The following is a 24,457-nucleotide window of genomic DNA, read 5'->3' on the forward strand; positions in this document are numbered from 1 at the left end:
GTGCCTGCGTACGACCAACCCTGCGGGAGGCGGGCCCACCCGACGAGTGGCCAGATCGCCAACATGTGAAAGAATCTGGCCATGCATCGCGTCGTCGTCCTGGCCCTCGAGGGTGTCTACCCGTTCGAACTGAGCATCCCGGTGCGGATCTTCGGCACCGCGCGGGACGGGGACGGCGACCCGCTCTACGAGGTGGTCACCTGCGGCCTCGACGGGGGCCCGATCCGGACGAGCGCGGACTTCGCCGTCGCGGTGGAGCACGGCGCCGAGGCCCTCGGGACGGCGGACACCCTGGTGATCCCGCCGTTCGTGTGCGGCCCCACCGAAGACCGGACCTGGCTCCCGGACGAGCTGGCCGAGGCGCTCGGCCGCCTCCGTCCGGGCACCCGGATCGTGTCGATCTGCACCGCGTCGTACGTGCTCGCCGCCGCAGGTCTGCTCGACGGCCGCACGGCGACCACGCACTGGAACGAGGCCGACCGTTTCCAACGGATGTTCCCACAGGTCAGGGTCGATCCGGACGTACTGTTCGTCGACGACGGAGACGTGCTCACGGCGGCGGGAGTCGCTGCCGGGGTCGACCTGTGCATGCACCTTGTCCGCCGCGACCACGGCAGTGAGGTCGCCAACCGGGTGGCCCGGCTGTGCGTCGTACCGCCCTGGCGCGACGGCGGCCAGGCGCAGTTCATCGAACGTCCGGTGCCCGAGTCCTCGGCGGCCACCACGTCCGCGACCCGCGACTGGGCGCTCGGCCAGCTCCACCGGCCGCTGGCCCTGGCCGAGTTGGCCGAACACGCGCGGATGAGTGTGCGGACGTTCTCCCGGCGCTTCCGGGACGAGGTCGGAATGACCCCTGGCCAGTGGTTGACCCAGCAGCGCGTGGAACACGCGCGCCGCCTGCTGGAGTCGACCGACCTCCCGGTGGACCGCATCGCCGGCGAGGCGGGCTTCGGGACCGCCGCCTCGCTGCGCCAGCACCTGACGGTCGCGATCGGGGTGTCGCCGATGACCTACCGCCACACGTTCCGCACCAGTCGTGACACGTCGACGAGCGTCCCGCACTGACCAGCTTCCCCGGCACACCCGACGAGGCCGCCGAACCGACCAGCCGGGCGCCGCCTGATATCGGCAGGTCAGGGCCCCGTCACGCCGCGCCGGACCGGCTGCGGGCGGGCGTCGATCTTGTACCGTCCAGGTCGCCCCGCAGCCTGCCCCAGACAGAAGGACTGTCATGAGCCGCTCCACACCACCAGCCACAACCGGACTGCTCGACGCCGGGAACGGCCGGCCGATACGCCGGCACCCGGAGACCGGCGCCTACTACGTCCGCAAGGCCGGCTGGCCGCACTTCTGGGGCCGGACCCTGGACGCGCTCGTGGTGATGGCCCTGGCCGGAATCCTGATGGGCGTGGTCGACGTGGCGCGCCAGCACTCCGCGCTCGGCGGGTTGTCGACGGCGATGGCCGTCAACACCGGTGTGCACGCCGGCGTCATGGCCGGCATCTGGTTCGGGGTGCTCTTCGCGTACGGCATGGTCTGGGGCTCGGTCGGCAGCCTCGGGGACGCCGCCGCCGGCATGCGCTCGGTCAGGATCTCCAACGGAAGGCGCTCCGGTGCCTGGCGGGGCGGCTGGCGGGCCGTCTGCTGGTCCTTCGCCCCCCTGTACCTGGTGCTGAGCATCGCCGCCGCCCTCAGCGGCAGCGGCGGGGACAGCGTCGACAGCAGTTACACCGCCATCGACCTCCGCTCCGGGCTCGCCCGGGGCAGGGCTCCCGTCCCCGACCCGGCGGCGGCCGCACACCCCACCGGGGCCGCACCCGCGACGCCGTCGAGACGGTGAGCGGGCCCGTCGTCGACCGGGCCGTGAGGCCGGGCAGGCGGCCCGACCCCACGGTCTTCCTGGTCAGCAGACCTGATCGAGCGCCTGCCCGTTCTGGCCGATCACCTCGGTGCCGAGGGTGAGCACGGCACCGACCTCGACGCACACCCAGGAGGGGGCGTAGAACTGCAGCCCGTAGCTCCAGCCGTAGTAGACGTCGACGGTGCTGTCCATGGCGTACTCCAGCGACCCGCCGTACGGGGCGTGCACCCGCGGCCGTACGATGATCTTGCGGGCGGCGGCCCCGCTGACGTAGTTGTTCACCCGTACCCAGTTGGTCTGGCAGACGGTGGAGTACCGCAGCTCCATGACACCGTTGACCACACCGGTCGCCGGGTGCCGTAGGTCCTTCGACCAGATGGTGATCGCGCTGGCCGAGCAGCCGGTCTGCGCCGGGTCGGTGTAGTCGTAGCCGGTGCCGGGCGGTGCCGCCTGGGCGGTCCCGGCGGGTGCCAGGGCCAGCCCGACAGCGAGCACCAGGGCTGCCACGATCCTCGGTAGCCGCATCATTCTTCTCCCTCCTGAGGTGTCCGGGTGTCCGGTTCCTGTCTGTCCGATGCGGACACCCGGTGGACGAGCACCAGAATTGGCTGCCGCGCCACGGCCGGGAAGTGTCGGACGGGACTCCGTACGAGCCCGTACGCCCTGGTCCCACCGTGGGTGGCGCCGACCGGCAGCCGCGTCGGTTCCGCGCTCCGATCAAGGAGGGCCCCGCGTGCTCGAACCGCCTCCACCCGGACCCGACTCGATCCGGACCCGTCAGGACTTCGCCCGGGAGCTGACCCGACTACGGGACCGGGCCGGACTGTCGGTACGCGACGTCGTCGCGGCCCTGCCGGAGCGGGAACGCCGGCACGGAACGATCGGCGACTGGTTCGCCGGGCGCGGCCTGCCCCAGCCGGCCTCCCGTCACCTGCTCGAACTGGTGGTCCGGGCCTGCGGGGCGACCGACGACGAGGTGTCCCGGTGGCTGGCGGCGTGGCAGCGGGTCCGCCGGACCCGGACGCCCCGCGCCGGGGTGGAGCCCTACCGGGGACTGAACTGGTTCGAGACCGACCATGCCGACTGGTTCTTCGGCCGGGAGGAACTGACCGCCCGGCTCGTCACCCGGGTACGCGCCCTCCGGCGGGCCGGCGGCGGGATCCTTCTGGTCACCGGGGCGTCCGGCGCCGGGAAGTCGTCCCTGCTCCGCGCCGGCCTGGTCGCGGCGCTCCGGGAGCCCACCGACGGCGCGCCGGCTCCGGAGACCGTGGTGCTGGTCCCCGGAGCCGACCCGGCGCGGGCGTGGCGGGAACGGCCTGCCGGCCGGGACCCCGCGACCGGGCCGGTCATCGTGGTGGACCAGTTCGAGGAGGTGTTCGCCCAGGGAGTCGACCGGGCGGCGGCCGACGCCTTCGTCGCGGCGCTGGCCACGGCCGCCGGGCGACCCGGCCCCGGCGCGGTCGTCGTGCTGGGACTGCGGGCCGACTTCTACGCCGACCTGCTCCGCTTCCCGGTGCTGGCCCGGGCGGCCCAGGAGCATCAGGTCACCGTCGGTCCGATGACCGCCGCCGAACTCCGCCGGGCGATCACCGAGCCGGCCCGGCGAGCCGGCGTCGACGTCGAGGACGGCCTCGTCGACCTGCTGCTCCGGGAGGTCGCGCCGCGCTCCGGCGACCCGACGGCCGCCCACGACCCCGGTGTGCTGCCGCTGCTGTCGCACGCCCTGCTGGCGACCTGGGAGTCCGGCGGTGGCCGGCTCACCGCCGAACGGTACCGGGCCACCGGCGGCATCGACGGCGCGGTCGCCACCACCGCCGACGCCGTCCACGCCGCCCTCGATCCGCGCCACCAGGCGCTCGCCCGGACGCTGTTCCTCCGTCTCGTGCACGTCGGCCAGGGCACCGCCGACACCCGCCGCCGGCTCGCCCGCACCCACCTGCTGCCGGGCGCCCCCGCCGGCACCACGGCCGAGGACATCGACGAGGTGGTCGACCGGTTCGTCGAGCGTCGGCTGCTCACCGTCGACGACGACACCGTGGAGATCAGCCACGAGGCGCTGCTGACCGCCTGGCCGCACCTGCGGGACTGGCTCACCACCGACCGGGCCGGTCTGCTGGTCGGGCAGCAGGTGGCCGACGCCGCCGCCGGCTGGGACGCCGAGGGCCGTGATCCGGCCCTGCTGCTGCGTGGCAGCCGGTTGGTCGCGGCCTGGCAGTGGCTGGCCGGGCAGCCGACGCCACCGGCGCTGTCGGCGCAGTTCCTGCGGGCCAGCACCCGGCACGCCCGCCGCCGGACCCGCCGGCTCCACCAGACCATCGCGGCGCTGACCGTCCTCGCCGTGGTCAGCGCGTTCACCGGGGTGGCCGCCGTGCGCCGCACCGGGGAGGCGGTGGCGCTGCAACGGGAGGTCGCCCAGCAGCGCGACGAGGCCCGGTCCCGGCTGGTGGCGGCCCGTGCCGACCAGCTCCGTGACAAGGACGTCTCGCTGTCCCGGCAACTGGCGCTGGTCGCCTACCGGATCGCCCCGACCACCGAGGCCCGGTCGAGCCTGATCAGCTCGTCGGCGACGCTGCCGGCGGTCCGGCTGCTCACCGGCCGGAACCAGCTCATGTACGCGGTGGCGTACCGCCCGGACGGCCGGGTGCTCGCCGCGGCCGTGGACAGCACGATCCGGCTCTGGGACGTGGCGAGCGGACCCCGCCCGGTGCCGCTCGGTGAGCCGCTCACCGGCCCCGCCGGCCCCGGCTACTCGATCGCCTTCAGCCCGGACGGCCGTACCCTCGCCGTCGGCAGCGGCGACCATCGGGTCCACCGGTGGGATCTCGGCGCGGGATCCGGGCCGGTCCGCCTGCCGCCGCTGGCCGACGCCGGCAACACCGTCTACTCGGTGGCCTACCGTCCTGACGGACGCCTGCTCGCCGCAGCCAGCGCCGACGGATTGACCCGGTTGTACGACACCACCGACCGCACCCGACCCATCCCGGTCGGGGCGGGCCTGCCCGCCTCCGCCGGCGCGAAGTCCGTGGCCTTCCACCCGTCCGGCCGCGTCCTCGCCGTCGGTGGCGTCGACGGGACCGTCCGGCTCTGGGACGTCACCCGCCCCGAGCGGCCCCACCCGCTCAGCCAGCCCGCCGGACCGTCCCGGGAGGTCGGTCAGGTCGCCTTCAGCCCGGACGGCCGGACGCTCGCCGTGGGCAGCACCGACTTCACCACCCATCTGTGGGACATCCGCCAGCCGGCCCGGCCGGTGCGCCTCGGTCCCGCGCTGACCGGGCCGAGGAGCTTCGTCAACGCGGTCGCGTTCAGCCCGGACAGCAGTCTCCTCGCCGTCGGCAGCTCCGACCCGGCGATCGGCGTGCAGGTGTACCACCTGGCCAGTCGACGGATCACCGCCACCCTGCCGCATCCGACACCGGTCACCGCCGTCCGGTTCAGCCCGGACGGAGGCACCGTGGCCACCGGCTCCAACGACGGCACCGCCCGGCTCTGGCCGCTGCCGGGACCGGTGCTGACCACACCAGGCGTGGTCAGTGCGAACGTCTTCAGCCCCGACGGCCGGATCCTGGCCGTCGGGAGCACCTCCACCCAGTTGTGGAACCTCGACGATCCCGCCCGCCCCTCCCCCGTCGGCCCGCCGTTGACCAACCCGGACGGCTTCTCCGGGGCGCTGGCCTTCACCCCTGACAGCCGTACCCTGGCCGTCTCCGCCCGCGCCGGGCGGGTGCACCTGTGGGACGTCTCCGAGCCCGGCCGCCCGCTGCGCCACGGCGGTCCTCTCCAGGCGCACGACCAACTCGTGGAAACCGTCGCCATCAGCCCGGACGGGCAGACCCTGGCGACCGGGAGCCGCGACCACACCGTCCGACTCTGGGACATCACCCGCCCCGCGACGCCGGCGCCGCTGGCCGTACTGCGCGGCTTCGACAACTACGTACAGACCCTCGCCTTCAACCACGACGGCTCCCTGCTCGCCGCCGGCAGCATCGACCGGTCCATCCGGCTCTGGGACACCACCCGGCCCCGAGCGCCGGTGCCGCTCGGCGAGGCGCTCGTCGCCGGCCACTACGTGTACGCCGTCGCTTTCAGCCCGGACCGCCGGACACTCGCCGTCGGCAGCGCCGACAGCACCGTCAGGCTGTACGACGTCAGCCGACCCCACCGGCCGGTCCCGCTCGGCGCGCCGCTGACCGGCCCCACCAACTACGTGTACGCCCTGGCGTTCACCTCGGACGGGACGGCGTTGGCCGCCGCCGTCACCAACGCCGGCACCTGGCTGTGGAACCTCGAGGACCGGGCCCGGCCCGCCGTACGCGCGGTGCTGGCCACCCCCGGCGGTGGCGCGTACACCGTCGGCTTCCGCCGCGACGGTCACACCCTCGCCGCCGGTGGCACCGGCAACACCGTGTGGCTCTGGAACACCAGTCCGGAGCGGGTCGCCGCCGGGCTCTGCGGCGCGGTCGGCGACCCCCTCACCCCGGCCGAGTGGGCGACCTACGTCCCGGGACCTCGCTACCAACCACCCTGTCCGGGCTGAGTCGGCCTAGGCGTTTCCAGGTCTGGCGAATCAGTCGCGGCCCTCGACGAGCTCGGCGATACGCAGGTCGCGTACGCGGGTGAGGTGTTCGGTGAGCCGTTCCCGGGCAGCCTGCGGGTCACGGCGGGCGACCGCGTCGAGGACCCGCTCGTGCTCCGCGCGCGTCAGGTCCAGGTTGGACCGGTCCCGGGTGGCCCGGTTGCCGTAGAGCGCCATCTGCGCGTCAAGGCGCTCCAGCAACTCCGCGGTGGTGACGTTGTGCGCCGCCTGCCGCAGTGCCCGATGGAACTCGCCGTCCAGCCGCCGGCTCTCCACCGGATCCTCGGCCCGCAGCGCCTGCTCCTGGATGTGTCGCAGCAGCGCCAGGTCCAGGGCGGTGTGCCGGATCGCGGCGGTGGCCGCGACGTGCGACTCCAGCGCGATCCGCGCCTCGTAGACGTCCAACACCTCCTCCGGAGACCTCGTCCGCACGCGGTATCCCCGGACCGCCCGCTCCAGCAGGCCGTCCTGCTCCAACCGGGCCATGGCCTCGCGGACGGGTGTACGGGAGACGCCGTGGTCGGCGCTGACGGCGGTCTCCAGGAGCAGCGTCCCCGGCCGGTACCGTCCCTCGATCAGCTCTCGGCGCAGCCGTTGGTACTGCCCGGCGGTCGCGTCCCGGCCCACGGCGTCGGACGCGACGCCGTCCGCCAGGTCGGCAGGGTCACCGGCCATCGGCTCGCCGGCGTCCGCCGGCCGGGTGCCTGTCCTGCGGGTCATGCGCGGCCTCCCGGGGTGACGAGGCAGCGTCGGGTCACGCCACCGACTGCCATGAACGTAGCGACCACCGTAGTGCACCTGCCGCCCCTGGAACGTTCCGCCGTCGAGCGAACGTATCCATTGCCTGTGACTCTGTATACACGAGTAATCCTACCTATTGAGTATGGATACCTGCCGGTGCTAGCGTGCTGACAACACCGAGACGCGAAGGTAGAGGCCAGCATGATCGCCACCCCGCTCACCCCGGGCCGACGCGGGCGCATCGCCCCGCCGCGGCGCGGGTCGGCGGCGACACCGGCCACCTTCCAGGGCGTCTTCTACACCCGCCGGTCGATCGACCTCATGCGGGTGTGCAGCAGCGTCTGTCGCTGACGCCACCACGATCCCACCGGTTCGGCAGTCCCGACGTCGCGCCTGCCTGACCGCCCCCCTCACCCCAGGTTCGTTCCCGGCGGCGTGGGCGCACGCGTGCGCCCACGCCCCGGATCGACCTGACGTGTCCCGCACCCTCGTGCGCCCAGCTGACGTGGCACCGCCACCGGAGGAGCCCTCCTGCCATGAGTTCGCTACGCGAGTACCTGATCCAGAAACGCGCCGCCGTCCGAGCGAAGAAGTCGGCAGTGTCCGACGGCACCGCCACCGTGCACCACCAGCGGGCCGAGGTCACCGTCGAGGGCCGCAGCGGGGTACGACGGATCCGGATCCGTGACTTCCAGGTGGTCCTCGACAGTGGACCAGACTTCGCCGGGTACCACCTCGGCCCGTCGTCCCAGGAACTCTTCCTCGGCACCGTCGGCAGTTGCCTGGCGCACACCTTCCTCATCCACGCGGCCGACCTGGAGATCCCGCTCGACGGGGTCCGCGTCGAGGTCACCGCCGTGCAGGACCCCCGGGCGGGCAGTCCCGGGTTCGAGCAGGTGCCGTTCTACCCGCACGACATCGCGTACGTCGCGCACATCTCCTCCCCCGCCCCCCTCGCGGACGTCGAGCGGCTGCGCGCCGTCGTCGAGGCGGCGTGCCCGATCTTCAACCTCGTCAAGGACCCACAGCGCGTCTCCGGACGCCTCGTCCACACCGGCCCCACGAACTGAGGAGCAACAGTGATGGCCCGCAGAACACCTGCCCGATCCCGGCACGCCGGGATCGCACTCGCGGTCACGGCGGCGCTGCTCGCCACCGGCTGCGGCTCGGGGGCGGCCACCACCAGTGGCGGCGGTGGGCAACCACGGCACGGCGGCGAGCTGACGTTCGCGCTGGGCAGCGACCCGATCTGCATCGATCCGCAACAGTCCGACCTCACCACCAGCCTGAACGTCAGCCGGCAGGTCGTCGACTCGCTGGTGGACCAGAACCCGGACACCGGCGAGTTCGTCCCGTGGCTGGCGTCGTCCTGGAAGGTCAACGACGACGCCACCAGTTACACCTTCACGCTGCGCGACGGGGTCACCTTCAGCGACGGCACACCGCTCGACGCCGCCGCCGTCAAGGCGAACTTCGACGGCGTCGACGCCCTCGGCGGAAAGGCCATCGTCGGCGCGACGTACCTGGCCGGCTACCGGGGCACCGAGGTGCTCGACCAGTCCACCGTGCGGGTGTCGTTCGGCGCGCCGAACGCCGGGTTCCTGCACGCGGTGTCGACCATGACCCTGGGCATCCTGAGCCCGAAGGCCGTGGCGGTGAGACCCGAGGCGAGGTGCCAGGGCACCGGCCTGGTCGGCACCGGGCCGTTCGTGCTGGACCACTACACCCCGAAGCAGGAGGCGGTCCTCACCCGCCGGACCGGCTACCAATGGGCGTCCACGGTGGCCGGACACCAGGGCGAAGCGTACCTGGAGAAGATCACCTTCAAGGTCGTACCGGAGGCCGGGGTGCGCACCGGCAGCCTCCGCTCCGGGCAGCTCGACGCGGTCGCCGACGTGCCCTCGCAGGACGAGCCGTCGCTCGAGTCGGCGGGCTACCCGATCCTGGCCCGCAACAACCCGGGCACGGTGTCGGAGTACCTGGTGAACAACTCGGGACCGATCCTGAAGGAGGAGGCGGTCCGCCGGGCGATCCTCAAGGGCATCAACCGGCAGGAGATCGTCGACACCCTCCTGCTGCCCCGCAACAAGCCGGCGACCAGCATTCTCTCCTCCACCACGCCCCTCTACTCCGACCTGTCGCCGCTGCTCGGCCACGACCCGGACGGCGCGCGGAAGCTGCTCGACGAGGCCGGCTGGACTCCCGGGCCGGACGGCATCCGGGTCCGGGACGGCAAGCGGTTGACCGTGGAGGTGGTGAACGGCCAGGCCGGCAAGCCGACCACGCACGAACTGGTCGCGCAGCAGCTCGCCAAGGTGGGCGTGGAGCTGAAGATCACCCAGGTGTCGCGGGCCGAGATGCTCGCCCGGCTCGACAACGGCACCGCCGACCTGGTGCCGTACGGGCTCACCCGGGGTGACCCGGACGCGCTGCGGATGCACTTCTCCACCAAGCGCAACAACCCGCTGCACCTGGCGGCGAGCCCGCTGGAGGCCCATCTGGACGCCCAGGCGGCCAGCCCGGACAAGGCCCAGCGGCAGGCGGCGGTCGACCAGGCCGCGCGGTACATCGTCGAGCACGCCCTCGCGATTCCGCTGGTCGAGCAGAGCCAGGGACACGCGCTCGGCAAGCACGTGCACGGACTGCGGTTCGAGGCGAACGCCCGGCTCGTCTTCTACGACACCTGGACCGAGAAGTAGCCGTGGACCGGACCGTACCGACCAACCAGCCGAGGAGGTGACACCGTGGCGCGTTACCTGGGCCTGCGCCTGCTACAGGGGGTGTTCGTCCTCTGGACGGCGTTCACCGTCTCGTTCGTGGTCCTCTACCTCCTGCCCGGCGACCCGATCATGATCATGGCCGCCGGCGGTGGCGAGCTGGGCAGCCAGGACCCGGCACAGCTCGCCGCCCTGCGGCAGCAGTACGGCTTCGACCAGCCGGTGCACGTGCAGTACCTCGAGGCGCTCGGCCGCGCCCTGCGGGGTGACTTCGGCACCTCCATCCAGACCGGCGCCGAGGTCAGCGACATGGTCGCCGCCGCGATCGGGCAGACCGTCCAGCTCGGGCTGTTGGCCCTGGCCATCGCCCTGCTGCTCGGCGTCGGCATCGCGCTGGGGAGCGTGTACGTCCGGTCCCGGGCGCTGCGACAGGTGCTGCTGTCGCTGCCGTCGGTCGGCGTGTCGATGCCGACCTTCTGGATCGGGTTGCTGCTCGTCCAGTTCGTGTCGTTCCGCTGGGGACTGCTGCCCGCGATCGGCAACGACGGCTTCGCCAGCCTGGTCATGCCCGCGGTCACCCTGGCCATCCCGACCGCGGCGGTGATCGCCCAACTGCTCGCCAAGAGCCTGCGCGGCACCCTCGCCGAGCCGTACGTCGGCGCGGTGCGGGCCCGTGGCCTCGGCCGGGGCCGGGTGTTGCTGACCCACGCGCTGCGCAACGCGACGATCCCCACGCTGACCATGGTCGGGATGATCGTCGGCAACCTGGTAGCCGGCACCGCCGTGGTCGAGACGGTCTTCTCCCGCGAGGGCGTGGGCCGACTCACCTTCCAGGCCGTCGACGCGCAGGACATCCCCGTCGTCCAGGCGCTCGTGGTCCTCAGCGCGGTCCTGTTCGTCCTGGTGACCCTCACCGTGGACGTCGTCTACCCGCTGGTCGACCCGCGGATCGTCGCCGGCGTCGGAGGTCGGGATGACTGAGCTGCCCATCGCCCGCACCGACGCGGACCCCGACACACCCGGCCCGGCCGGGCCGGCCGCGGTGGGCGTTCCGCCCGTGCGACGGCGGGGCAGCGCAGCCCGGCACCTGCTGCGCCGTCCCGGGCTGACGCTGTCGGTACTCGCCGTCGCGCTGGTGCTGGCCTGGACGGTCGTCCCGGGGCTGTTCACCGGGCAGGATCCGATCAACGGGGTACCGGCCGAGCGACTCCAGTCGCCCAGCGGAGCGCACTGGTTCGGCACCGACCACCTCGGCCGGGACGTCTACACCCGGGTCGTACACGGCTCGTCGCTGACCCTGCGGGCGACCCTGATCGCGGTGCTGGTCGGGCTGGTGGTCGGCTCGTCGCTCGGACTGCTCGCCGGGTTCGTCGGCCGCTGGGTCGACGATGTGATCACCCGGATCGTCGACGTGATGCTGGCCATCCCCGGCCTGGTCCTGTCGCTCGCCATCGTCACCGCGCTCGGCTTCGGGACCATCAACGTCGCCATCGCCATCGGCGTGGCGAACGTGGCCGGCTTCGCCCGGGTGATGCGCGCCGAGGTGCTGCGGGTCACCTCGTCGGTGTACGTCGAGGCAGGTCGGGCCGCCGGCTCCACCTGGTGGTCGGTGCTGCGCCGGCACGTCCTGCCCAACGCCGTCGGACCGGTGATCGCGCTGTCCGCGCTGGAGTTCGGCACCGCCATCCTCGCCGTCTCGTCGCTGAGCTTCCTCGGCTTCGGCGCCCAACCCCCGGCCCCCGAGTGGGGTGCCCTGGTCGCCGACGGGCGGGACTACCTGGCCACCGCCTGGTGGCTGACCACGCTGCCCGGGCTGGTGGTGGCCACCGTCGTGCTCGCCGCCAACCGGATCGCCCGGGCCCTGGAACGCACCGGAGACGATCGCCCATGACTCCGTCCACGACCCCGCCCACCGACTCCCGGGAGCCGATCCTGCGGGTCCGTGACCTGCGGGTCAGCTACCGGGTGCCGGGCGGCACCGTGCCCGCCCTGCGCGGCGTCGACCTGACCGTCCGGGCCGGGGAGGTGGTCGCGGTCGTCGGCGAGTCCGGCTCGGGCAAGAGCACGGCCGCGCAGGCGGTGATCGGGCTGCTGCCCGCCGGTGGCCGGGTCGAGGGCGGCACCATCGCCTTCGCCGGCCGCGAGGTCACCGCGCTGACCGAACGCGAGTGGCGGGACATCCGGGGCCGGCACATCGGCTTCGTCCCGCAGGACCCGACCGTGTCGCTCAACCCCACCCGACGGGTCGGCGACCAGATCGCGGAGGTGCTGCGCGTACACGGGCTGGCCGGACGGACGGCGGCCCGGCGGCGTGCCGTCGAGGTGCTGCGCACCGCCGGCATCCGCGACCCGGAGGCACGCGCCCGGCAGTACCCGCACCAGTTCTCCGGCGGCATGCGCCAACGGGTGCTGATCGGCATCGGCACGGCCGGTGAACCCAAGCTGCTCATCGCCGACGAGCCGACCAGCGCGCTGGACGTCACCGTGCAACGGCAGATCCTCGACCACATCGAACGGCGCAGCGCCGCCAGCGGCTCGGCCCTGCTGCTGATCACCCACGACCTCGCCGTGGCAGCCGACCGGGCCGACACGATCGTCGTGATGCGCCGGGGCGAGGTCGTCGAGGTCGGTGATCCCGAGCAGATCCTCACCCGGCCGGAGCACCCCTACACCCGCCGCCTCGTGGCCAGCGCACCCAGCATGGCCAGCGGTCGCCTCTCCCCCGGTCCCGAACCACGACAGTCGTCGTCGACCACCGCTGCGGCGACCGGCGGCAGCCCGGCCACCGAATCGGCCGGCGGCGAGCGCTCCGGCGTGATCCTGGCGGTACGGGACCTGGTCAAGGAGTTCCGCCTGCCGACCGTCGGCGGCGCCCGGTCGAGGTTCCGCGCGGTCGACGGGGTGAGCCTGGCGGTGGGCCGGGGCGAGACCCTCGGCCTGGTCGGGGAGTCCGGGTCGGGCAAGTCCACCGTGGCCCGGCTGGCCGTACGGCTGGAGCGGCCCGACGCCGGCCGGATCGAGTTCGACGGGGTGGACATCACCGGACACCGGGGCGAGCGGCTACGACAACTGCGCCGCCGGATCCAACTCGTCTACCAGAACCCGTACGCCTCCCTGGACCCCCGGTTCACCATCGCCGAGGTGCTCGACGAGCCGCTGCGCGCGTACCGGATCGGAGACCGGGCGAGCCGCCGACGGCGCGCCGCCGAACTGCTCGACCTGGTGGCGCTCCCCCGTACCCTGCTGGACCGCCGGCCGGCGGAACTCTCCGGCGGGCAGCGCCAGCGGGTCGCGATCGGCCGGGCGCTGGCCGTCGAACCGGAGGTGGTCGTCTGCGACGAACCCGTCTCCGCCCTGGACGTCTCGGTCCAGGCCCAGATCCTCGAGCTGCTGGTCCAGCTACAGGCCGAGCTCGGCCTGAGCTACCTGTTCATCTCGCACGACCTGGCGGTCGTGCGGCAGCTCTGCGACCGGGTCGCGGTGATGCGCGCCGGTCAGATCGTCGAGGCCGGCGAGACCACCGCCGTCTTCGCCAACCCCACCCACGAGTACACCCGGTCGTTGCTGGACGCGATCGCCGGTCGTCGCTACCGCGACCGGACCAGCCGGGTCGGCGCCGCACCGGCCGGCGCACCGAAGGAGAACACCCATGTCAGTTGAGTTCATCGGCAGCCTCTTCACCCACGACAACTCCGAGATCCACCCACACCGGACGCCGATCGTGGAGCGCGACTACCTGCGCCGTATCGCGCGGGCCCACGAGGACGGCGGCTTCGACGCGGCCCTGATCGGCTACGGCTCGGAACGCGCCGACGGGGTGGTCACCGCCGGCCACGCGGCGGCGCAGACCGACCGGCTGCGGTTCCTGGTCGCCTACCGGCCCGGCTTCGTCGCGCCGACCTACGCGGCGCGCACCTTCGCGTCGTTCGACCTCCTCACCGAGGGACGGCTGGCCGTCAACGTGGTCAGCGGCGGCAGCGAACCGGAGATGAACCGGGACGGCGACTACACCACCAAGGAGGAGCGGTACGCCCGCACCGACGAGCACCTCGACATCTTCCGGGCGATCTGGAGCGGCCAGGCGCCGCTGAGCCACCAGGGGCGGTTCTACCGCTTCGACGACCTGCGCGCACAGGTGCAGCCCCACCAGCCGGGCGGGATCCCGATCTACTTCGGCGGTTCCTCACCCGCGGCGATCCGGGTCGGCGCCAAGCACGCGGACAACTTCATGCTCTTCGGTGAGCCGCTGGCCGAGACGGCGCAGCGGATCGCCGAGATCCGCGCCGCCGCCACCGCCGCCGGACGATCGACCCCACCGGCGATCAGCGCCTCGTTCCGGCCCATCCTCGGCGCGACCGAGGAGCTGGCCTGGGAGCGGGCCCATTGGGTGGTCGACCGGATCAACCACAGCGGTTTCACCAAGCGCAACGGCGACCGGCGGGGTGGGACGCTCACCGTCGGCGGGCAGCGGCTGGTGGACGCCGCCGCCCGGGGCGAGCGGCACGACCGGGCGTTGTTCACCGCCACCGCCACCGCCGCAGGCGCCTTCGGCAACACCACGGCCCTGGTCGGTACGCCCGAGACGGTGGCCGCCGCGATCCTCGACTACGTCGACATCGGCGTGACCAGCTTCCTGATCCGCGGCTACGAGCCGCTCAAGGACGCGATCGACTACGGCCGGCACCTCATCCCGCTGGTCCGCTCCGAACTGGCCCACCGCCAGCGGACCGGACAGTCCGCCGCCAACCCGCCGGACGCGCCGCTGCCGGTGGCGGCCGGCGCACTCGGCCGGTAGAGCCTCGCCGACCCCGAACCTGACACCCCGAAAGGCGGAACCGACCGATGAGTGGACTCTCCGAATACCTGGTACAGAAGCGACAGGCGCTGCTCGCGCTGCGTGCCAACAGCAGGGCCAAGGGCTATCCGCGGAGTGCGGTGACCGCGCGGGTGACCGCCGAGGGCCGCAGCGGGGTACGCCGGATCCGGCTGGGCGACTTCCAGATCCTCTCCGACTCCGGCTACCACTACGCCGGCTACCACCTCGGCCCCTCCTCCGCGCAGCTGCAACTCGGCGTGCTCGGCAGTTGCCTCACCCACATCTTCCTGGTCAAGGCCGCCGAACTGGAGATCCCGCTGGACGCACTGGAGGTCCAGGTGCACGGCGAGATCGACCCCCGGGGCGGTGAACCGGAGTTCCCGGACGCCGTCGTCGAACCGCAGAACATCACCTACGAGGTGCTCCTCGCCGCGCCGTCGGCCAGCGACGCGGACCTGGAGCGGCTGCACAAGGAGGCGCAGCAGGCCAGCCTGATCCTCAACCTGCTCCGTAACCCGCAGGAGGTGACCGGTACGGTACGCAACACGGCCGAGCCGACGGGCACCGTACCGGCCGATGCCTGACCAGGTTCCGGTCGAGGGTCACCCCGGCCCGGTGTTTCCTCCGGTGCCCGCCGACCGGGCTCTCGCCGAACTGGTCGACGACCTGGCGGGGCGAGCCGCGGAGTACGACCGCACGGCGACGTTCCCTGCCGAGAGCATCGCGGCGGTACACCGCGCCGGGGTGCTCACGGCGACGGTGGGCAGCCGGTACGGGGGCCCGGGTGCCGGGCTGGTGGAGACCGTCCGGCTGCTGCGGGCCCTCGGCCGGGGCGACCCGTCGGTGGCGCTGATCGCCTCGATGACGCTGGCCACGCATGCCGGGCAGGCCCGGCGCGGCACCTGGCCGGCGGCGCTCTATCGGCGGGTGCTGGCCGACTCGCTGGCCGGGCCGGCGCTGGTCAACGCGTTGCAGGTCGAACCGGAGTTGGGCACGCCGTCCCGAGGCGGCGTGCCCGCCACTACCGCGACACCGGTGGCCGGCGGCGGCTGGCTGCTCAACGGACGCAAGACGTTCTCCACCGGCGCGCCCGGCCTGCGCTGGATGCTCGTGCTCGCCCGCACCCCGGACGAGCCGCCCCGGGTGGGCACCTTCGCGGTGCGCGCGGACGCGCCCGGGATCACCATCGAGCCGACCTGGGCGCACCTGGGCATGCGTGCCAGCGCAAGTCACGACGTCGTGCTGCGCGACGCGCCGGTCGCCACCGACGCGGTGGTGGAACTTTCCGCCGGCGGCACCACCGTGGCCAGCCAGGACCCGGCGACGCGGGTCTGGGGCAATGCCGCCATCCCGGCGGTCTACCTCGGCGTGGCCGAGGCGGCCCGGGACTGGCTGGTCCGGTTCCTGCACGAACGGACCCCGGCCAACCTCGGCCGGCCGCTGGCCTCCCTGCCCCGCTTCGAGTCGGCGCTCGGCGAGATCCAGGTACGGCTGATCGAAGCCGCGGAACTGCTGCGTGGGCTGGCCGAACGGGTCGACGCCAGCGGCGGGGAGGCGTCCGCCACCGCGCCGGAACCCACCGCACCGCACCCCGCGTCGGCCGATCTCGGGGCGACCGGTCGGGCCACCAAGCTGCTGGTCAACCGGGCCGTCATCTGGGCGGTCGAATACGCCGTCTCGCTGGTCGGCAATCCCGGGCTGAGCCAACACAACCCGCTGCAACGGCACCTGCGCGACGTGCTGTGCAGCCGGGTGCACTTCCCACAGGAGGACACCGTCGTGACCGAGCTGGGCCGCGCGGCCCTCGCACGTTTCCCCGCACCGACACCAATCGGCAGGTCGGCATGATCCGCCCCGCCATGACAACGCCCGCCCCGTACCGCGCCGGACTCCCGGAGCCGGTGGCCGCCGTCCCCACCACCGACCCGACCGGCGTGGACTCGGGTACCTTCCGTCGGGCGTTCCGGAGACACGCGGCGGGCGTCGCCGTGCTCACCCTCGCCGGCCCCGGCGGTCCGGTGGGGGTCACCGTCACCTCACTGGCGTCGCTGTCGCTGACTCCACCGCTGCTCTCCTTCGCCCTCGCCACCGCCTCGTCCTGCTGGCCGTCGTTCCAGGGGGCCGGTTCGTTCGTGGTGAACCTGCTGGCCGCTGGGCAGGAGGACCTGGCCGGCCGGTTCGCCACCCGCGGGGTCGACCGGTTCGCCGCACCGACCCGGTGGACGCGGTTGCCGACCGGCGAGCCGGTGCTCGACGACGTGCCCGTCTCGCTGCGCTGCACCGTCGAGCACCGGATACCGGTCGGCGACCACCACCTGGTCGTCGGACGGGTCCTGGCGGTGACGACCCGAGCCGCCACGGCACCCCTGCTCTACTGGGACGGCGCCTACACGACGGTGCCCGAGGAAAGGCGGCCCGACGTTGACCACGGATGAACGGACGACGCGCGACGCCGGTCGGCCGGCGGGACCCGTGGTCGTGCTGTCCGGAAACCCTCGGCCGGGTTCCCGCACCCTGGACGCGGCGACCCGGCTGGCCCAGCGGGTGCCCGCCGACGTCCGGCAGGTGCTGGACCTCGCCCACCTGGCGGGTCACCTGCACGACCCGGGTCACGCCAGGATCGGGGAGGCACTGGCGACGGTGCGGTCGGCCGAGGTGCTCGTCGTGGCCACACCGGTGTACAAGGCCAGCTTCACCGGTCTACTGAAGTCGTTCCTGGACCTGCTCCCGACCGGCTCGCTGGCGGGCGCCCCGGTCGTCCCCGTCGTGGTCTCCGCGTCCGCCGGCCACCTGCTGCTCGCGGACCTGCACCTGCGGACCGTGCTGCGGGAACTCGGTGCCACCCTGCCCACCCCCGCCGTGCTTCTGGAGGAGGCGCACCTGCCCACCCTCGACCTGGTGCTCGACGAGTGGGGCGAGCGGCACCTGCCGGTGCTCCAGACGGCGCGGGCGGTCCGTCAGCCGGCGAGGGGTTCCCAGCGCCCGGGGTGATCACATACATTGAGGCGCACCGATCATCCGGGGCTCCGGGCGGCAGGGGGTGGCCGTGGATCGTGCCGCACCGGCACGTCCACGACCGCACGCTCAACGGCATGCTCTCCGCGGATCGGCTGTCCCTGCTCTGCTTCTCCGGGGTTCCGTTTCCTCCCGGCCTGGCGGCCGGAGTGTCCACGGAAGGAGTCTGTCGATGGCAACGCCTGATCCAGGATTCGACGGTGCTTCACCAGCCTTAGGGCGTCGGGAGCTGCTGCTCGGCACGGCGGCGGCGGTGGCGGGCGGGGTGGCCCTCGGCGGCCTGCTCCAGCCAGGCGCCGCACGGGCGGCGCCGGTGATCTACAACCCGTTCGGCGGGTATCCGATCAGCGACGACTGGCAGGAGCACCTCGCTCGCGGCTCGGCCGGTGGCATCGACTTCGCGATGCCGGTCGGCACGAACCTGCCGGCCTGCGGCGCCGGGACGATCCAGAACATCCCGTACAACGGGACGGGCGGCCACACGGTCACCATCAACCACGCCGACGGGTACCGCAGCCAGTACATGCACCTGTCCCAGTTCCTGCTGGCGAACGGAACCACCGTGACGTCCGGGGCCATCGTCGGCCGGTCCGGCGGCGCGGCCGGCGCGCCCGGCTCCGGCTCATCGACCGGGCCGCACCTGCACTGGCACATGATCGATCCCGCCGGTCGCCGGATCAACCCGCTGACGTACGTCAACCCGACGAACCCCACGAACCCGCCGTTCGACATCTGGAGGGACACCATGAAGCTGATCCAGTCCACCAACCGGGGCATCGCCCTGGTCGGCCCCGGCTACTTCCGGCAGCTGAACAGCGACGAGGAGGTGCACGCCGCCGTCGCCCTAGCCGGCAACCCCCTCGTCGGCAACGACCGCCAGTTCGACCTCTGGCGCAGTATCGCCTTCGAAGGCCAGGTCAAGGCCCCGTCCTGACGGACCCCGTAGCGCCGACCGTCGGTGTCCGCCGACACGGGGTTTGGGGATCCGGGACGGGGGAAGACACCGGCCCGCCGAGGTGGGCCGGTCCGGCCTGACTCGGCTGACCAACGCCCGGCCCGGTCGGCGGCACCACCGCCCCGGGTCGGCGCAGATCCGGCGGGGAGGAGCGACCATGGCGGACGCGGCACGGGGCAGCACCCGGGCCACCGGCGCACGGAAGGCGACCGGGGCCCGTAAGGCGCCGCCGAAGCGGGCGACGGCGGCGAAGAAGGTCGCGACCGCCACGAAACGGGCCACCGGCGCCAGCCTGGCCAAGACGCCGGGCGGCAAGCCCACCCCGACGACGACCCGGACGGCCCGCAAGAAGGACACCACCGCGACGGCGGTGCCCACCCGGAAGCCGACCGCCAAGGCGACCGCCGCAAAGAAGGCACCCGCAAAGAGGGCACCGGCCACGAAGGCTCCCGCCAAGAAGACGCAGGCGGAGAAGGCCACCGGGGCCCGCGCGCGGAAGACCACCACCGCGACGCGGGCCCCGGCGAGGAAGGCGACCACCATGGAGTCGTTCGGCAATCGCCGCACGGCGCGGAAGACGACCGGCTGACCTTCCCGTCAGGACCCCGGCAGGCCGTTGACGCGGCGGTACCGAACGCGCCGTTCAGCAACGAGGACATGACCGGCCGCGGATGCTCGCCGTCAGCCCTGATGCGGTCCGGTGATCTCTCCGGAGCCGCGCGGGATCAACCGGCTCGCGACCAGGTGAATGGTCGGCGGCCACTGTTCGCCGTCCAGCCGCCGGAAGATCAGTGACGCGGCGACGCGGCCCATCTCCGACGGGTTCTGCGCGACGACGGTGACCGCAGGCTGGAGCAGGTCGGCCAGTGGGAAGTCGTCGAAGCCGACCAGGGCGACGTCGTGCTGGCGACCCAGCTCCTGCAGGGCCCGGATCGCGCCGATCGTGACGAGGTTCTGGGAGGTGAAGAGCGCGGTGGGGCGGGGCTCTGCGGACATCAGCCGCCGTACGGCGTCCTCGGCCTCCTGTTCGGTGTGCAGGTCGTGGACCGCGAGGGAAGGCGTCGGCGCGATGCCGTGGTCGCTGAGCGCTTCCTTGAAGCCCTGGAACCGCTGTCGGGCCGTCGGGATGGTCCGCAGGTCGCCGAGGTACGCGATGGCGCGGTGGCCGTGTTGGACAAGATGCCGGACGGCCCTGGCGGCGCCCTCGTGGTTGTCGGTGAGAACGGCGTCGACAGCCAGCCCGACCGGCGGGCGGTCGACGAACACCACCGGGGTGCCGGCGTCGACCTCACCGGCCAGGTAGCTCTGGTTGTCGCTGGCCGGCACGACGACCAGGGCGTCGGCCTGCCGCATCGTGAAGGCGCGGATCAGGTCCCGTTCCCGCGCCGGATCCTCGTCGACGCTGCCGGCGAAGATCAACACTTCGCGTTCCCGCGCGGCGTCCTCCAAGGCCCGGTGCAGGGCGGCGGAGAACGGGTTGGCCACGTCCTCCAGAACCGCCGCGATCGCGGCGCTGCGGCCGTTGGTGCGGCGGAGGCTGCTCGCGGTGAAGTTCGGCCGGTAGTCCAGTTGCGCGATCGCCCGCTGCACGGCCGCGGTCTTCGGGGCGGAGACGCCCGCCTCGCCGTTGACGACCCGGGAGACGGTTTTCGGACTCACGCCCGCCAGCAGCGCGACGTCCCGCAGGGTGGGCCGGGCCTTGGCGGCGGTCGACGTAGCGGAGGCGGCACCGTGCATGAGCGCTCCTACCGGGCTGGTGCTGCGGCGGCCGGGGGCAGTGACCCTGCCCCCGGCCGCCGATGATCGGCTTTCAGGTTATCGCCACACCGGGCGCAACGGTCGGACGGTGAGCGAGCGCACCATCACCTGCCCGCCCTCGGCGAACAGACGGGTCTGGTCACTGGACGTGGCCGGGAAGATCTGGTCGGTGATGGCGGTTTCACCCGCCCCGCCGAAGACCTCGACAGAGGAGCGGTCCACGTAGACCGTCATCCGCACCCGGTTCCCGTCCACCGCCAGCGGGCCGCTGTGCACGCCGGGGAAGTGCGGGCTGAACTCGGTTTGGCCGGACCGGGTCCGGTCGACGAAGAGGCGTCGTGCCGCCGCGTCGTACCCGATCACCGTTCGTTCGTCGTCGCCGCCGCGCACGTGCAGGCCGAAGCGGTGGGCGTCGCGCAGCTCGAACTCCGCCTCGATCTCCAGCACGTCGCCGGCGGCGGCGGGCGGCAGGTTCCGCACCCCGGCTCCGAGGATGGCGTCGCGCAGGGTGAACGCGGTGCCCCCGCCGCGCAGGCCGCGGATCTGTGCCGCGGGCCGCTGGACCAGCCGGATCTTCCCGTCGACGGTGGTCAGCCCGAACTCCCGGGGCAGGGCCATGGCGCCGCGCCAGGGAGAGGTCGGGACGTCGCCGGCGTACTGCCAGTTGTTCATCCAGCCGATCAGGATCCGCTTGCCGCCCGGGGCGTCGTTGTAGGAGACGGCGGCGTAGTAGTCCTTGCCGTGGTCCACCCAGTCGTAGCGCTCCAGCGCGCTGGTCGCCGGTCGGTCGCCGAACATCACGTGGTCGACGAGGACGTGTCCCCAGCCCCCCGAGTTGAAGTCGTTGATCTCCAGGCGGGCCCGCCGGCCGGCCAGCTCGCGTACGTCCCAGGCCACCCAGTCGAGGCGTTCGCTGTCCCGGCCCGTGGCGGTACGCACGACCTCGCCGTCCACGACGAGGTTGACCGCGGTCTCCACCGACCTGGGCAGCACCGGTTCGTCGGTGGCGATGAGGTGGTCGACCAGCAGGTGACCCCAGCCGCCGGTGTGCTCGTCGACGACGCGCAACTGGGCGTCGCGGCCCCGGAACTCGGCGACGTCCCAGCCGCGCCAGTTCATGAAGCCCGAGAAACCGCCGGTGGCGGTGCGGACGACCTGCCCGTCGACGAGCAGCTCGACCACGGTCGGCGGGCCGTCGGAGCCGGTGTGACCGCCAGCGCCGACGAGGACGCCCAGGTGGTCGTGGCCGATGGTGAACGTGGGCGAGGTCAGGGTGCCCGTGGCCGTGTCGGCCTCGACGAACGTGGTCAGCAGTTTCTCGCCCACGTGTCCCCGCTCCGACCGCGCCGGGCCGGCCACCGGCGTCCGGTCGCGCAGACCGCCGGTCGCCGTCCAGCCCGCCTCCTCGTACGTCCGGCCGGCGGGGAACTCGAAGTCGAACACCGTCTCGGCTCCCGCGGGCACGAACGCGGTGGTCGTGCCGGGCACGTGCGGATGCGCGCCGCCACCGACGAGGAGGTTCACGTAGTCCTGTTTGAGGGTGAACTCGGGAGAGAGCATGCGTCCCGTCGGCGCGTCGAGGCCGAGGAAGCTGTTGACCAGGGACCGGCCTTGGAAGCTGCTGACCTGTTGCTGGCCGGGGACCGTGCCCGGGTACGGGGCAGTGCCGAAGGGGCCCGGTCCCAGTTCCGGGTCGTTCTCGACCGTCCAGCCCGCGTAGCCGTCCTCGAAGTCGGCGAAGAGGGTTCCGGCCGGCGGGGCCGGGTCGCCGGTCACCACGTTGTCGGCGGTGAAGGTGGTGCCGTCCCAGTCGCCGACGAAGTACTGCGCGCCCGATCCGCCGGCCACAGCCCCCGGGTTGAGGTTGACCACCAGCACCCACTTCGTGCGGGTCGGGTCGCCGTCGACCGGCAGCTCGAACAGGTCCGGCACCTCCCACACGCCACCGACGGCGTTGGCCGGCCCGAAGTCGCTCAGATGGTGCCAGGACCTGAGGTCGGCGGAGCGGTAGAAGCGCACCTTGTGCTCGGTGGCCAGCACGATCGCCATGACCCACTGGCCGGCGTCGGCGTCCCAGAAGACCTTGGGGTCGCGGAACTCCCGCGAGCCGAGGTCGAGCACCGGGTTTCCGGCGTACTTCGTCCAGGTGCGTCCCCGGTCGGTGCTGTAGGCCAGCGACTGCGCCTGGATGCCGGTCGCCGGGTACGCGCTGGTGTAGACGGCGACCATCGCGGGGGCGCCGGGGCGACCGAAGCCCGAGGTGTTGCGTTCGTCGACGACCACCGAACCGGAGAAGATGTGCTCGTCGGCCGACCAGGGGATGGCAACGGGTAGTTCCTGCCAGTGGAACAGGTCGCGGCTGACCGCATGCCCCCAGGACATGTTGCCCCACCGGCTGCCCTCGGGATTGTGCTGGTAGAAGAGGTGCCACTCGCCCTCGTGCCACACCAGCCCGTTGGGGTCGTTCATCCAGTTCCGCTCGGGACTGTAGTGGATCTGCGGTCGGTGGGGCTCCTCTCTGGTGGCGGGCGGCGCGCCACTGGCGCTGCCGGGCAGTGTCGCCATCACGGCCGCGGTCGTGATGGCGGCCGGCCATCGGCGGACCCTCATCCGCACTCCTCCGTCCGTCAGGGGCCGCCCACCTGTCGAACCGAGGCCGGGCGGCCGAACGTGGAGCGAATGCTGCGCGGCCGCCGACATCGTTGTCAAGGGTTGCTGGCGGATTACCGCGCGATTACGAGATGGTTTGAAGTGGGGTATTGACATCGTGGTGCGGGTCACTGGAAACTCCGCTGACATCGTTGTCGAGCGGACCGGCGATCCTGGCCGGATGTTTTTCGGAGGAGAGAACATGACCCAGCGCACGGGCCGGCACCGCGCCGCCCTGCTGCTCGCCGTCGCCGCGGCCACCAGCATGGTCGCCAGCGGCTGCGGGGACAGTTCCGGCGGCACGGGCTCCGGAGGCGGCGACGGTGTCGCCGTCTCCCTGATCACCAAGAACTCCACAAACCCCTTCTTCGTCGCCATGCAGCAGGGTGCGAAGAAGGCCGCCGAAGCGGAGGGCGTGAAGCTGACTCTGGCCGCGGGCAAGGAGGACGGCGACGAGGCCGGCCAGGTGCAGGCCATCGAGGACGCCATCGCCCGCGGCGACGAGGGCATCCTGATCACCCCGAACGGCCCCGGCGTCAATCCGGCCATCAAGAAGGCCCGGGACGCCGGCCTCTACGTGATCGCGCTGGACACCCCGCCCGACCCGGCCGACACCGTCGACATCACCTTCGCCACCGACAACTTCAAGGCCGGCGAGCTGATCGGCAAGTGGACCGCGGGCCGGCTCGGCGGCAAGCCGGCGATCATCGCGATGCTGGACCTGTTCAACGACAAGGTCGTCTCGGTCGACTACAACCGGGACCAGGGCTTCCTGACCGGCATGGGCATCGACACCGCCGACAAGAGGAAGAACGGCGACGAGGTGAAGACGGGCAGTTACTCCGGCGGCACCTACACCATCGTCTGCAACGAGCCGACCAACGGCGCCGAGGACGGCGGGCGCACGGCGATGGAGAACTGCCTGACCAGAAACCCGGACATCAACGTGGTCTACACGATCAACGAGCCGGCCGCGGTCGGCGCCCACAAGGCGCTACAGGCGGCGGGCAGGACCCAGGACGTCCTGGTCGTCTCCATCGACGGCGGCTGCGACGGCGTACAACAGGTCAAGGACGGCGTCATCGGCGCGACCTCCCAGCAGTACCCGCTGAAGATGGCCGAGATGGGCGTGCAGGCGATCAAGTCGATCGCGAACGGCGGGGAGAAGCCGAAGGTCACCGACGGCCTGGACTTCTTCGACACCGGCGTCACCCTGGTCACCGACAAGGCGGCGACCGGGGTCGAGAACATCACCAGCGCCGACGCCGCCCAGCGCTGCTGGGGCTGAGCAACCGCCGCCACGGCCGGGGCGCCCGGAAGCACCCGGGCCCCCGCCGGGCAGGCCGTCCGCAACGACAACGGCAGGAGTGAC

At 72.6% G+C, this 24,457-nt stretch carries 21 protein-coding genes; 17 read left to right on the forward strand and 4 right to left on the reverse strand.

What is annotated here, in order from left to right:
• The first annotated feature begins 81 nt into the window (after positions 1-81).
• Both GA0074692_RS11015 and GA0074692_RS11020 read left to right on the forward strand, forming a co-directional pair.
• On the forward strand, positions 82-1,065 hold the full coding sequence (locus GA0074692_RS11015; RefSeq protein ID WP_091642829.1) for a GlxA family transcriptional regulator: 984 nt from the start codon (positions 82-84) through the stop codon (positions 1,063-1,065).
• 166 nt (positions 1,066-1,231) lie between these two features.
• Positions 1,232-1,840: an RDD family protein gene (locus GA0074692_RS11020; protein ID WP_091642833.1), complete on the forward strand. Its 609-nt coding sequence runs from the start codon at positions 1,232-1,234 to the stop codon at positions 1,838-1,840.
• A gap of 63 nt (positions 1,841-1,903) precedes the next feature.
• On the opposite strand, the gene GA0074692_RS11025 is transcribed toward GA0074692_RS11020, so the two are convergent.
• Positions 1,904-2,386 carry a DUF2690 domain-containing protein gene (locus GA0074692_RS11025; RefSeq protein ID WP_176738395.1) on the reverse strand — a complete coding sequence of 161 codons (483 nt, stop codon included), beginning with the start codon at positions 2,384-2,386 and terminating at the stop codon, positions 1,904-1,906.
• 208 nt (positions 2,387-2,594) lie between these two features.
• Between GA0074692_RS11025 and GA0074692_RS11030 the strand changes: the two genes are divergently transcribed.
• On the forward strand, positions 2,595-6,395 hold the full coding sequence (locus GA0074692_RS11030) for an nSTAND1 domain-containing NTPase (RefSeq protein ID WP_091642841.1): 3,801 nt from the start codon (positions 2,595-2,597) through the stop codon (positions 6,393-6,395).
• Positions 6,396-6,425: 30 nt separating this feature from the next.
• Here the strand turns inward: GA0074692_RS11030 and GA0074692_RS11035 are convergent, their stop codons facing one another.
• A complete protein-coding gene (locus GA0074692_RS11035) occupies positions 6,426-7,154 on the reverse strand; it encodes a GntR family transcriptional regulator (RefSeq protein WP_091642846.1) in 729 nt (242 codons plus the stop codon).
• A 222-nt stretch (positions 7,155-7,376) separates the two neighbouring features.
• On the opposite strand from GA0074692_RS11035, the gene GA0074692_RS34670 reads away from it, so the two are divergent.
• The 13 genes from GA0074692_RS34670 to GA0074692_RS34675 all read left to right on the forward strand — a co-directional run bounded on the left by GA0074692_RS34670 (position 7,377) and on the right by GA0074692_RS34675 (position 19,267).
• Complete coding sequence (locus GA0074692_RS34670) at positions 7,377-7,526, forward strand: hypothetical protein (RefSeq protein WP_176738396.1); 150 nt, start codon at positions 7,377-7,379, stop codon at positions 7,524-7,526.
• A gap of 185 nt (positions 7,527-7,711) precedes the next feature.
• Entirely contained in the window at positions 7,712-8,245 is a 534-nt protein-coding gene (locus GA0074692_RS11040) for an OsmC family protein (RefSeq protein WP_091642850.1), read from the forward strand.
• A 12-nt stretch (positions 8,246-8,257) separates the two neighbouring features.
• Entirely contained in the window at positions 8,258-9,874 is a 1,617-nt protein-coding gene (locus tag GA0074692_RS11045; RefSeq protein WP_091642853.1) for an ABC transporter substrate-binding protein, read from the forward strand.
• 45 nt (positions 9,875-9,919) lie between these two features.
• Positions 9,920-10,873 carry an ABC transporter permease gene (locus tag GA0074692_RS11050; protein WP_176738397.1) on the forward strand — a complete coding sequence of 318 codons (954 nt, stop codon included), beginning with the start codon at positions 9,920-9,922 and terminating at the stop codon, positions 10,871-10,873.
• On the forward strand, positions 10,866-11,783 hold the full coding sequence (locus GA0074692_RS11055) for an ABC transporter permease (RefSeq protein ID WP_091642857.1): 918 nt from the start codon (positions 10,866-10,868) through the stop codon (positions 11,781-11,783). Before GA0074692_RS11050 ends, GA0074692_RS11055 begins: the two co-directional genes overlap by 8 nt.
• A complete protein-coding gene (locus tag GA0074692_RS36475; protein WP_091642861.1) occupies positions 11,780-13,552 on the forward strand; it encodes a dipeptide ABC transporter ATP-binding protein in 1,773 nt (590 codons plus the stop codon). Before GA0074692_RS11055 ends, GA0074692_RS36475 begins: the two co-directional genes overlap by 4 nt.
• Positions 13,542-14,687 (forward strand): LLM class flavin-dependent oxidoreductase, encoded by a 1,146-nt coding sequence (locus GA0074692_RS11065; protein WP_091642865.1) that lies wholly within the window; start codon positions 13,542-13,544, stop codon positions 14,685-14,687. Before GA0074692_RS36475 ends, GA0074692_RS11065 begins: the two co-directional genes overlap by 11 nt.
• 47 nt (positions 14,688-14,734) lie before the next feature.
• Positions 14,735-15,292, forward strand: a complete 558-nt coding sequence (locus GA0074692_RS11070; RefSeq protein ID WP_091642868.1) for an OsmC family protein — start codon at positions 14,735-14,737, stop codon at positions 15,290-15,292.
• Positions 15,285-16,556: an acyl-CoA dehydrogenase family protein gene (locus tag GA0074692_RS11075; protein ID WP_091642871.1), complete on the forward strand. Its 1,272-nt coding sequence runs from the start codon at positions 15,285-15,287 to the stop codon at positions 16,554-16,556. Before GA0074692_RS11070 ends, GA0074692_RS11075 begins: the two co-directional genes overlap by 8 nt.
• 11 nt (positions 16,557-16,567) lie before the next feature.
• Complete coding sequence (locus GA0074692_RS11080; protein ID WP_091642874.1) at positions 16,568-17,143, forward strand: flavin reductase family protein; 576 nt, start codon at positions 16,568-16,570, stop codon at positions 17,141-17,143.
• Positions 17,130-17,699, forward strand: coding sequence for an NADPH-dependent FMN reductase (locus GA0074692_RS11085; protein WP_091642877.1), 570 nt, complete (start codon positions 17,130-17,132; stop codon positions 17,697-17,699). Before GA0074692_RS11080 ends, GA0074692_RS11085 begins: the two co-directional genes overlap by 14 nt.
• 196 nt (positions 17,700-17,895) lie before the next feature.
• Positions 17,896-18,657, forward strand: a complete 762-nt coding sequence (locus GA0074692_RS11090; protein WP_091642880.1) for a M23 family metallopeptidase — start codon at positions 17,896-17,898, stop codon at positions 18,655-18,657.
• Between the two features lie 178 nt (positions 18,658-18,835).
• The gene (locus tag GA0074692_RS34675) at positions 18,836-19,267 is read left to right on the forward strand and encodes a hypothetical protein (RefSeq protein ID WP_091642883.1); all 432 of its coding nucleotides are present in this window, start codon (positions 18,836-18,838) and stop codon (positions 19,265-19,267) included.
• Between the two features lie 92 nt (positions 19,268-19,359).
• Here GA0074692_RS34675 and GA0074692_RS11100 read toward each other — a convergent pair whose 3' ends face one another.
• The gene (locus GA0074692_RS11100) at positions 19,360-20,415 is read right to left on the reverse strand and encodes a LacI family DNA-binding transcriptional regulator (protein WP_091642886.1); all 1,056 of its coding nucleotides are present in this window, start codon (positions 20,413-20,415) and stop codon (positions 19,360-19,362) included.
• A 78-nt stretch (positions 20,416-20,493) separates the two neighbouring features.
• Positions 20,494-23,046, reverse strand: a complete 2,553-nt coding sequence (locus tag GA0074692_RS11105) for a GH32 C-terminal domain-containing protein (RefSeq protein ID WP_091642889.1) — start codon at positions 23,044-23,046, stop codon at positions 20,494-20,496.
• 241 nt (positions 23,047-23,287) lie between these two features.
• On the opposite strand from GA0074692_RS11105, the gene GA0074692_RS11110 reads away from it, so the two are divergent.
• Positions 23,288-24,373 (forward strand): substrate-binding domain-containing protein, encoded by a 1,086-nt coding sequence (locus tag GA0074692_RS11110; protein ID WP_091642892.1) that lies wholly within the window; start codon positions 23,288-23,290, stop codon positions 24,371-24,373.
• Positions 24,374-24,457 lie beyond the last annotated feature (84 nt).

The organism is Micromonospora pallida, from assembly GCF_900090325.1.
Taxonomy (GTDB): Bacteria; Actinomycetota; Actinomycetes; order Mycobacteriales; family Micromonosporaceae; genus Micromonospora; species Micromonospora pallida.

What these genes read in the sequence shown, in the direction of transcription:
- GA0074692_RS11015 (WP_091642829.1), top strand. Translation starts at nt 82, where the DNA reads ATGCATCGCGTCGTCGTCCTGGCCCTCGAGGGTGTCTACCCGTTCGAA.
- GA0074692_RS11020 (WP_091642833.1), top strand. Translation starts at nt 1,232, where the DNA reads ATGAGCCGCTCCACACCACCAGCCACAACCGGACTGCTCGACGCCGGG.
- GA0074692_RS11025 (WP_176738395.1), bottom strand. Translation starts at nt 2,386, where the DNA reads ATGCGGCTACCGAGGATCGTGGCAGCCCTGGTGCTCGCTGTCGGGCTG.
- GA0074692_RS11035 (WP_091642846.1), bottom strand. Translation starts at nt 7,154, where the DNA reads ATGACCCGCAGGACAGGCACCCGGCCGGCGGACGCCGGCGAGCCGATG.
- GA0074692_RS34670 (WP_176738396.1), top strand. Translation starts at nt 7,377, where the DNA reads ATGATCGCCACCCCGCTCACCCCGGGCCGACGCGGGCGCATCGCCCCG.
- GA0074692_RS11040 (WP_091642850.1), top strand. Translation starts at nt 7,712, where the DNA reads ATGAGTTCGCTACGCGAGTACCTGATCCAGAAACGCGCCGCCGTCCGA.
- GA0074692_RS11045 (WP_091642853.1), top strand. Translation starts at nt 8,258, where the DNA reads ATGGCCCGCAGAACACCTGCCCGATCCCGGCACGCCGGGATCGCACTC.
- GA0074692_RS11055 (WP_091642857.1), top strand. Translation starts at nt 10,866, where the DNA reads ATGACTGAGCTGCCCATCGCCCGCACCGACGCGGACCCCGACACACCC.
- GA0074692_RS36475 (WP_091642861.1), top strand. Translation starts at nt 11,780, where the DNA reads ATGACTCCGTCCACGACCCCGCCCACCGACTCCCGGGAGCCGATCCTG.
- GA0074692_RS11065 (WP_091642865.1), top strand. Translation starts at nt 13,542, where the DNA reads ATGTCAGTTGAGTTCATCGGCAGCCTCTTCACCCACGACAACTCCGAG.
- GA0074692_RS11070 (WP_091642868.1), top strand. Translation starts at nt 14,735, where the DNA reads ATGAGTGGACTCTCCGAATACCTGGTACAGAAGCGACAGGCGCTGCTC.
- GA0074692_RS11075 (WP_091642871.1), top strand. Translation starts at nt 15,285, where the DNA reads ATGCCTGACCAGGTTCCGGTCGAGGGTCACCCCGGCCCGGTGTTTCCT.
- GA0074692_RS11080 (WP_091642874.1), top strand. Translation starts at nt 16,568, where the DNA reads ATGACAACGCCCGCCCCGTACCGCGCCGGACTCCCGGAGCCGGTGGCC.
- GA0074692_RS11090 (WP_091642880.1), top strand. Translation starts at nt 17,896, where the DNA reads ATGGCAACGCCTGATCCAGGATTCGACGGTGCTTCACCAGCCTTAGGG.
- GA0074692_RS34675 (WP_091642883.1), top strand. Translation starts at nt 18,836, where the DNA reads ATGGCGGACGCGGCACGGGGCAGCACCCGGGCCACCGGCGCACGGAAG.
- GA0074692_RS11100 (WP_091642886.1), bottom strand. Translation starts at nt 20,415, where the DNA reads ATGCACGGTGCCGCCTCCGCTACGTCGACCGCCGCCAAGGCCCGGCCC.
- GA0074692_RS11105 (WP_091642889.1), bottom strand. Translation starts at nt 23,046, where the DNA reads ATGAGGGTCCGCCGATGGCCGGCCGCCATCACGACCGCGGCCGTGATG.
- GA0074692_RS11110 (WP_091642892.1), top strand. Translation starts at nt 23,288, where the DNA reads ATGACCCAGCGCACGGGCCGGCACCGCGCCGCCCTGCTGCTCGCCGTC.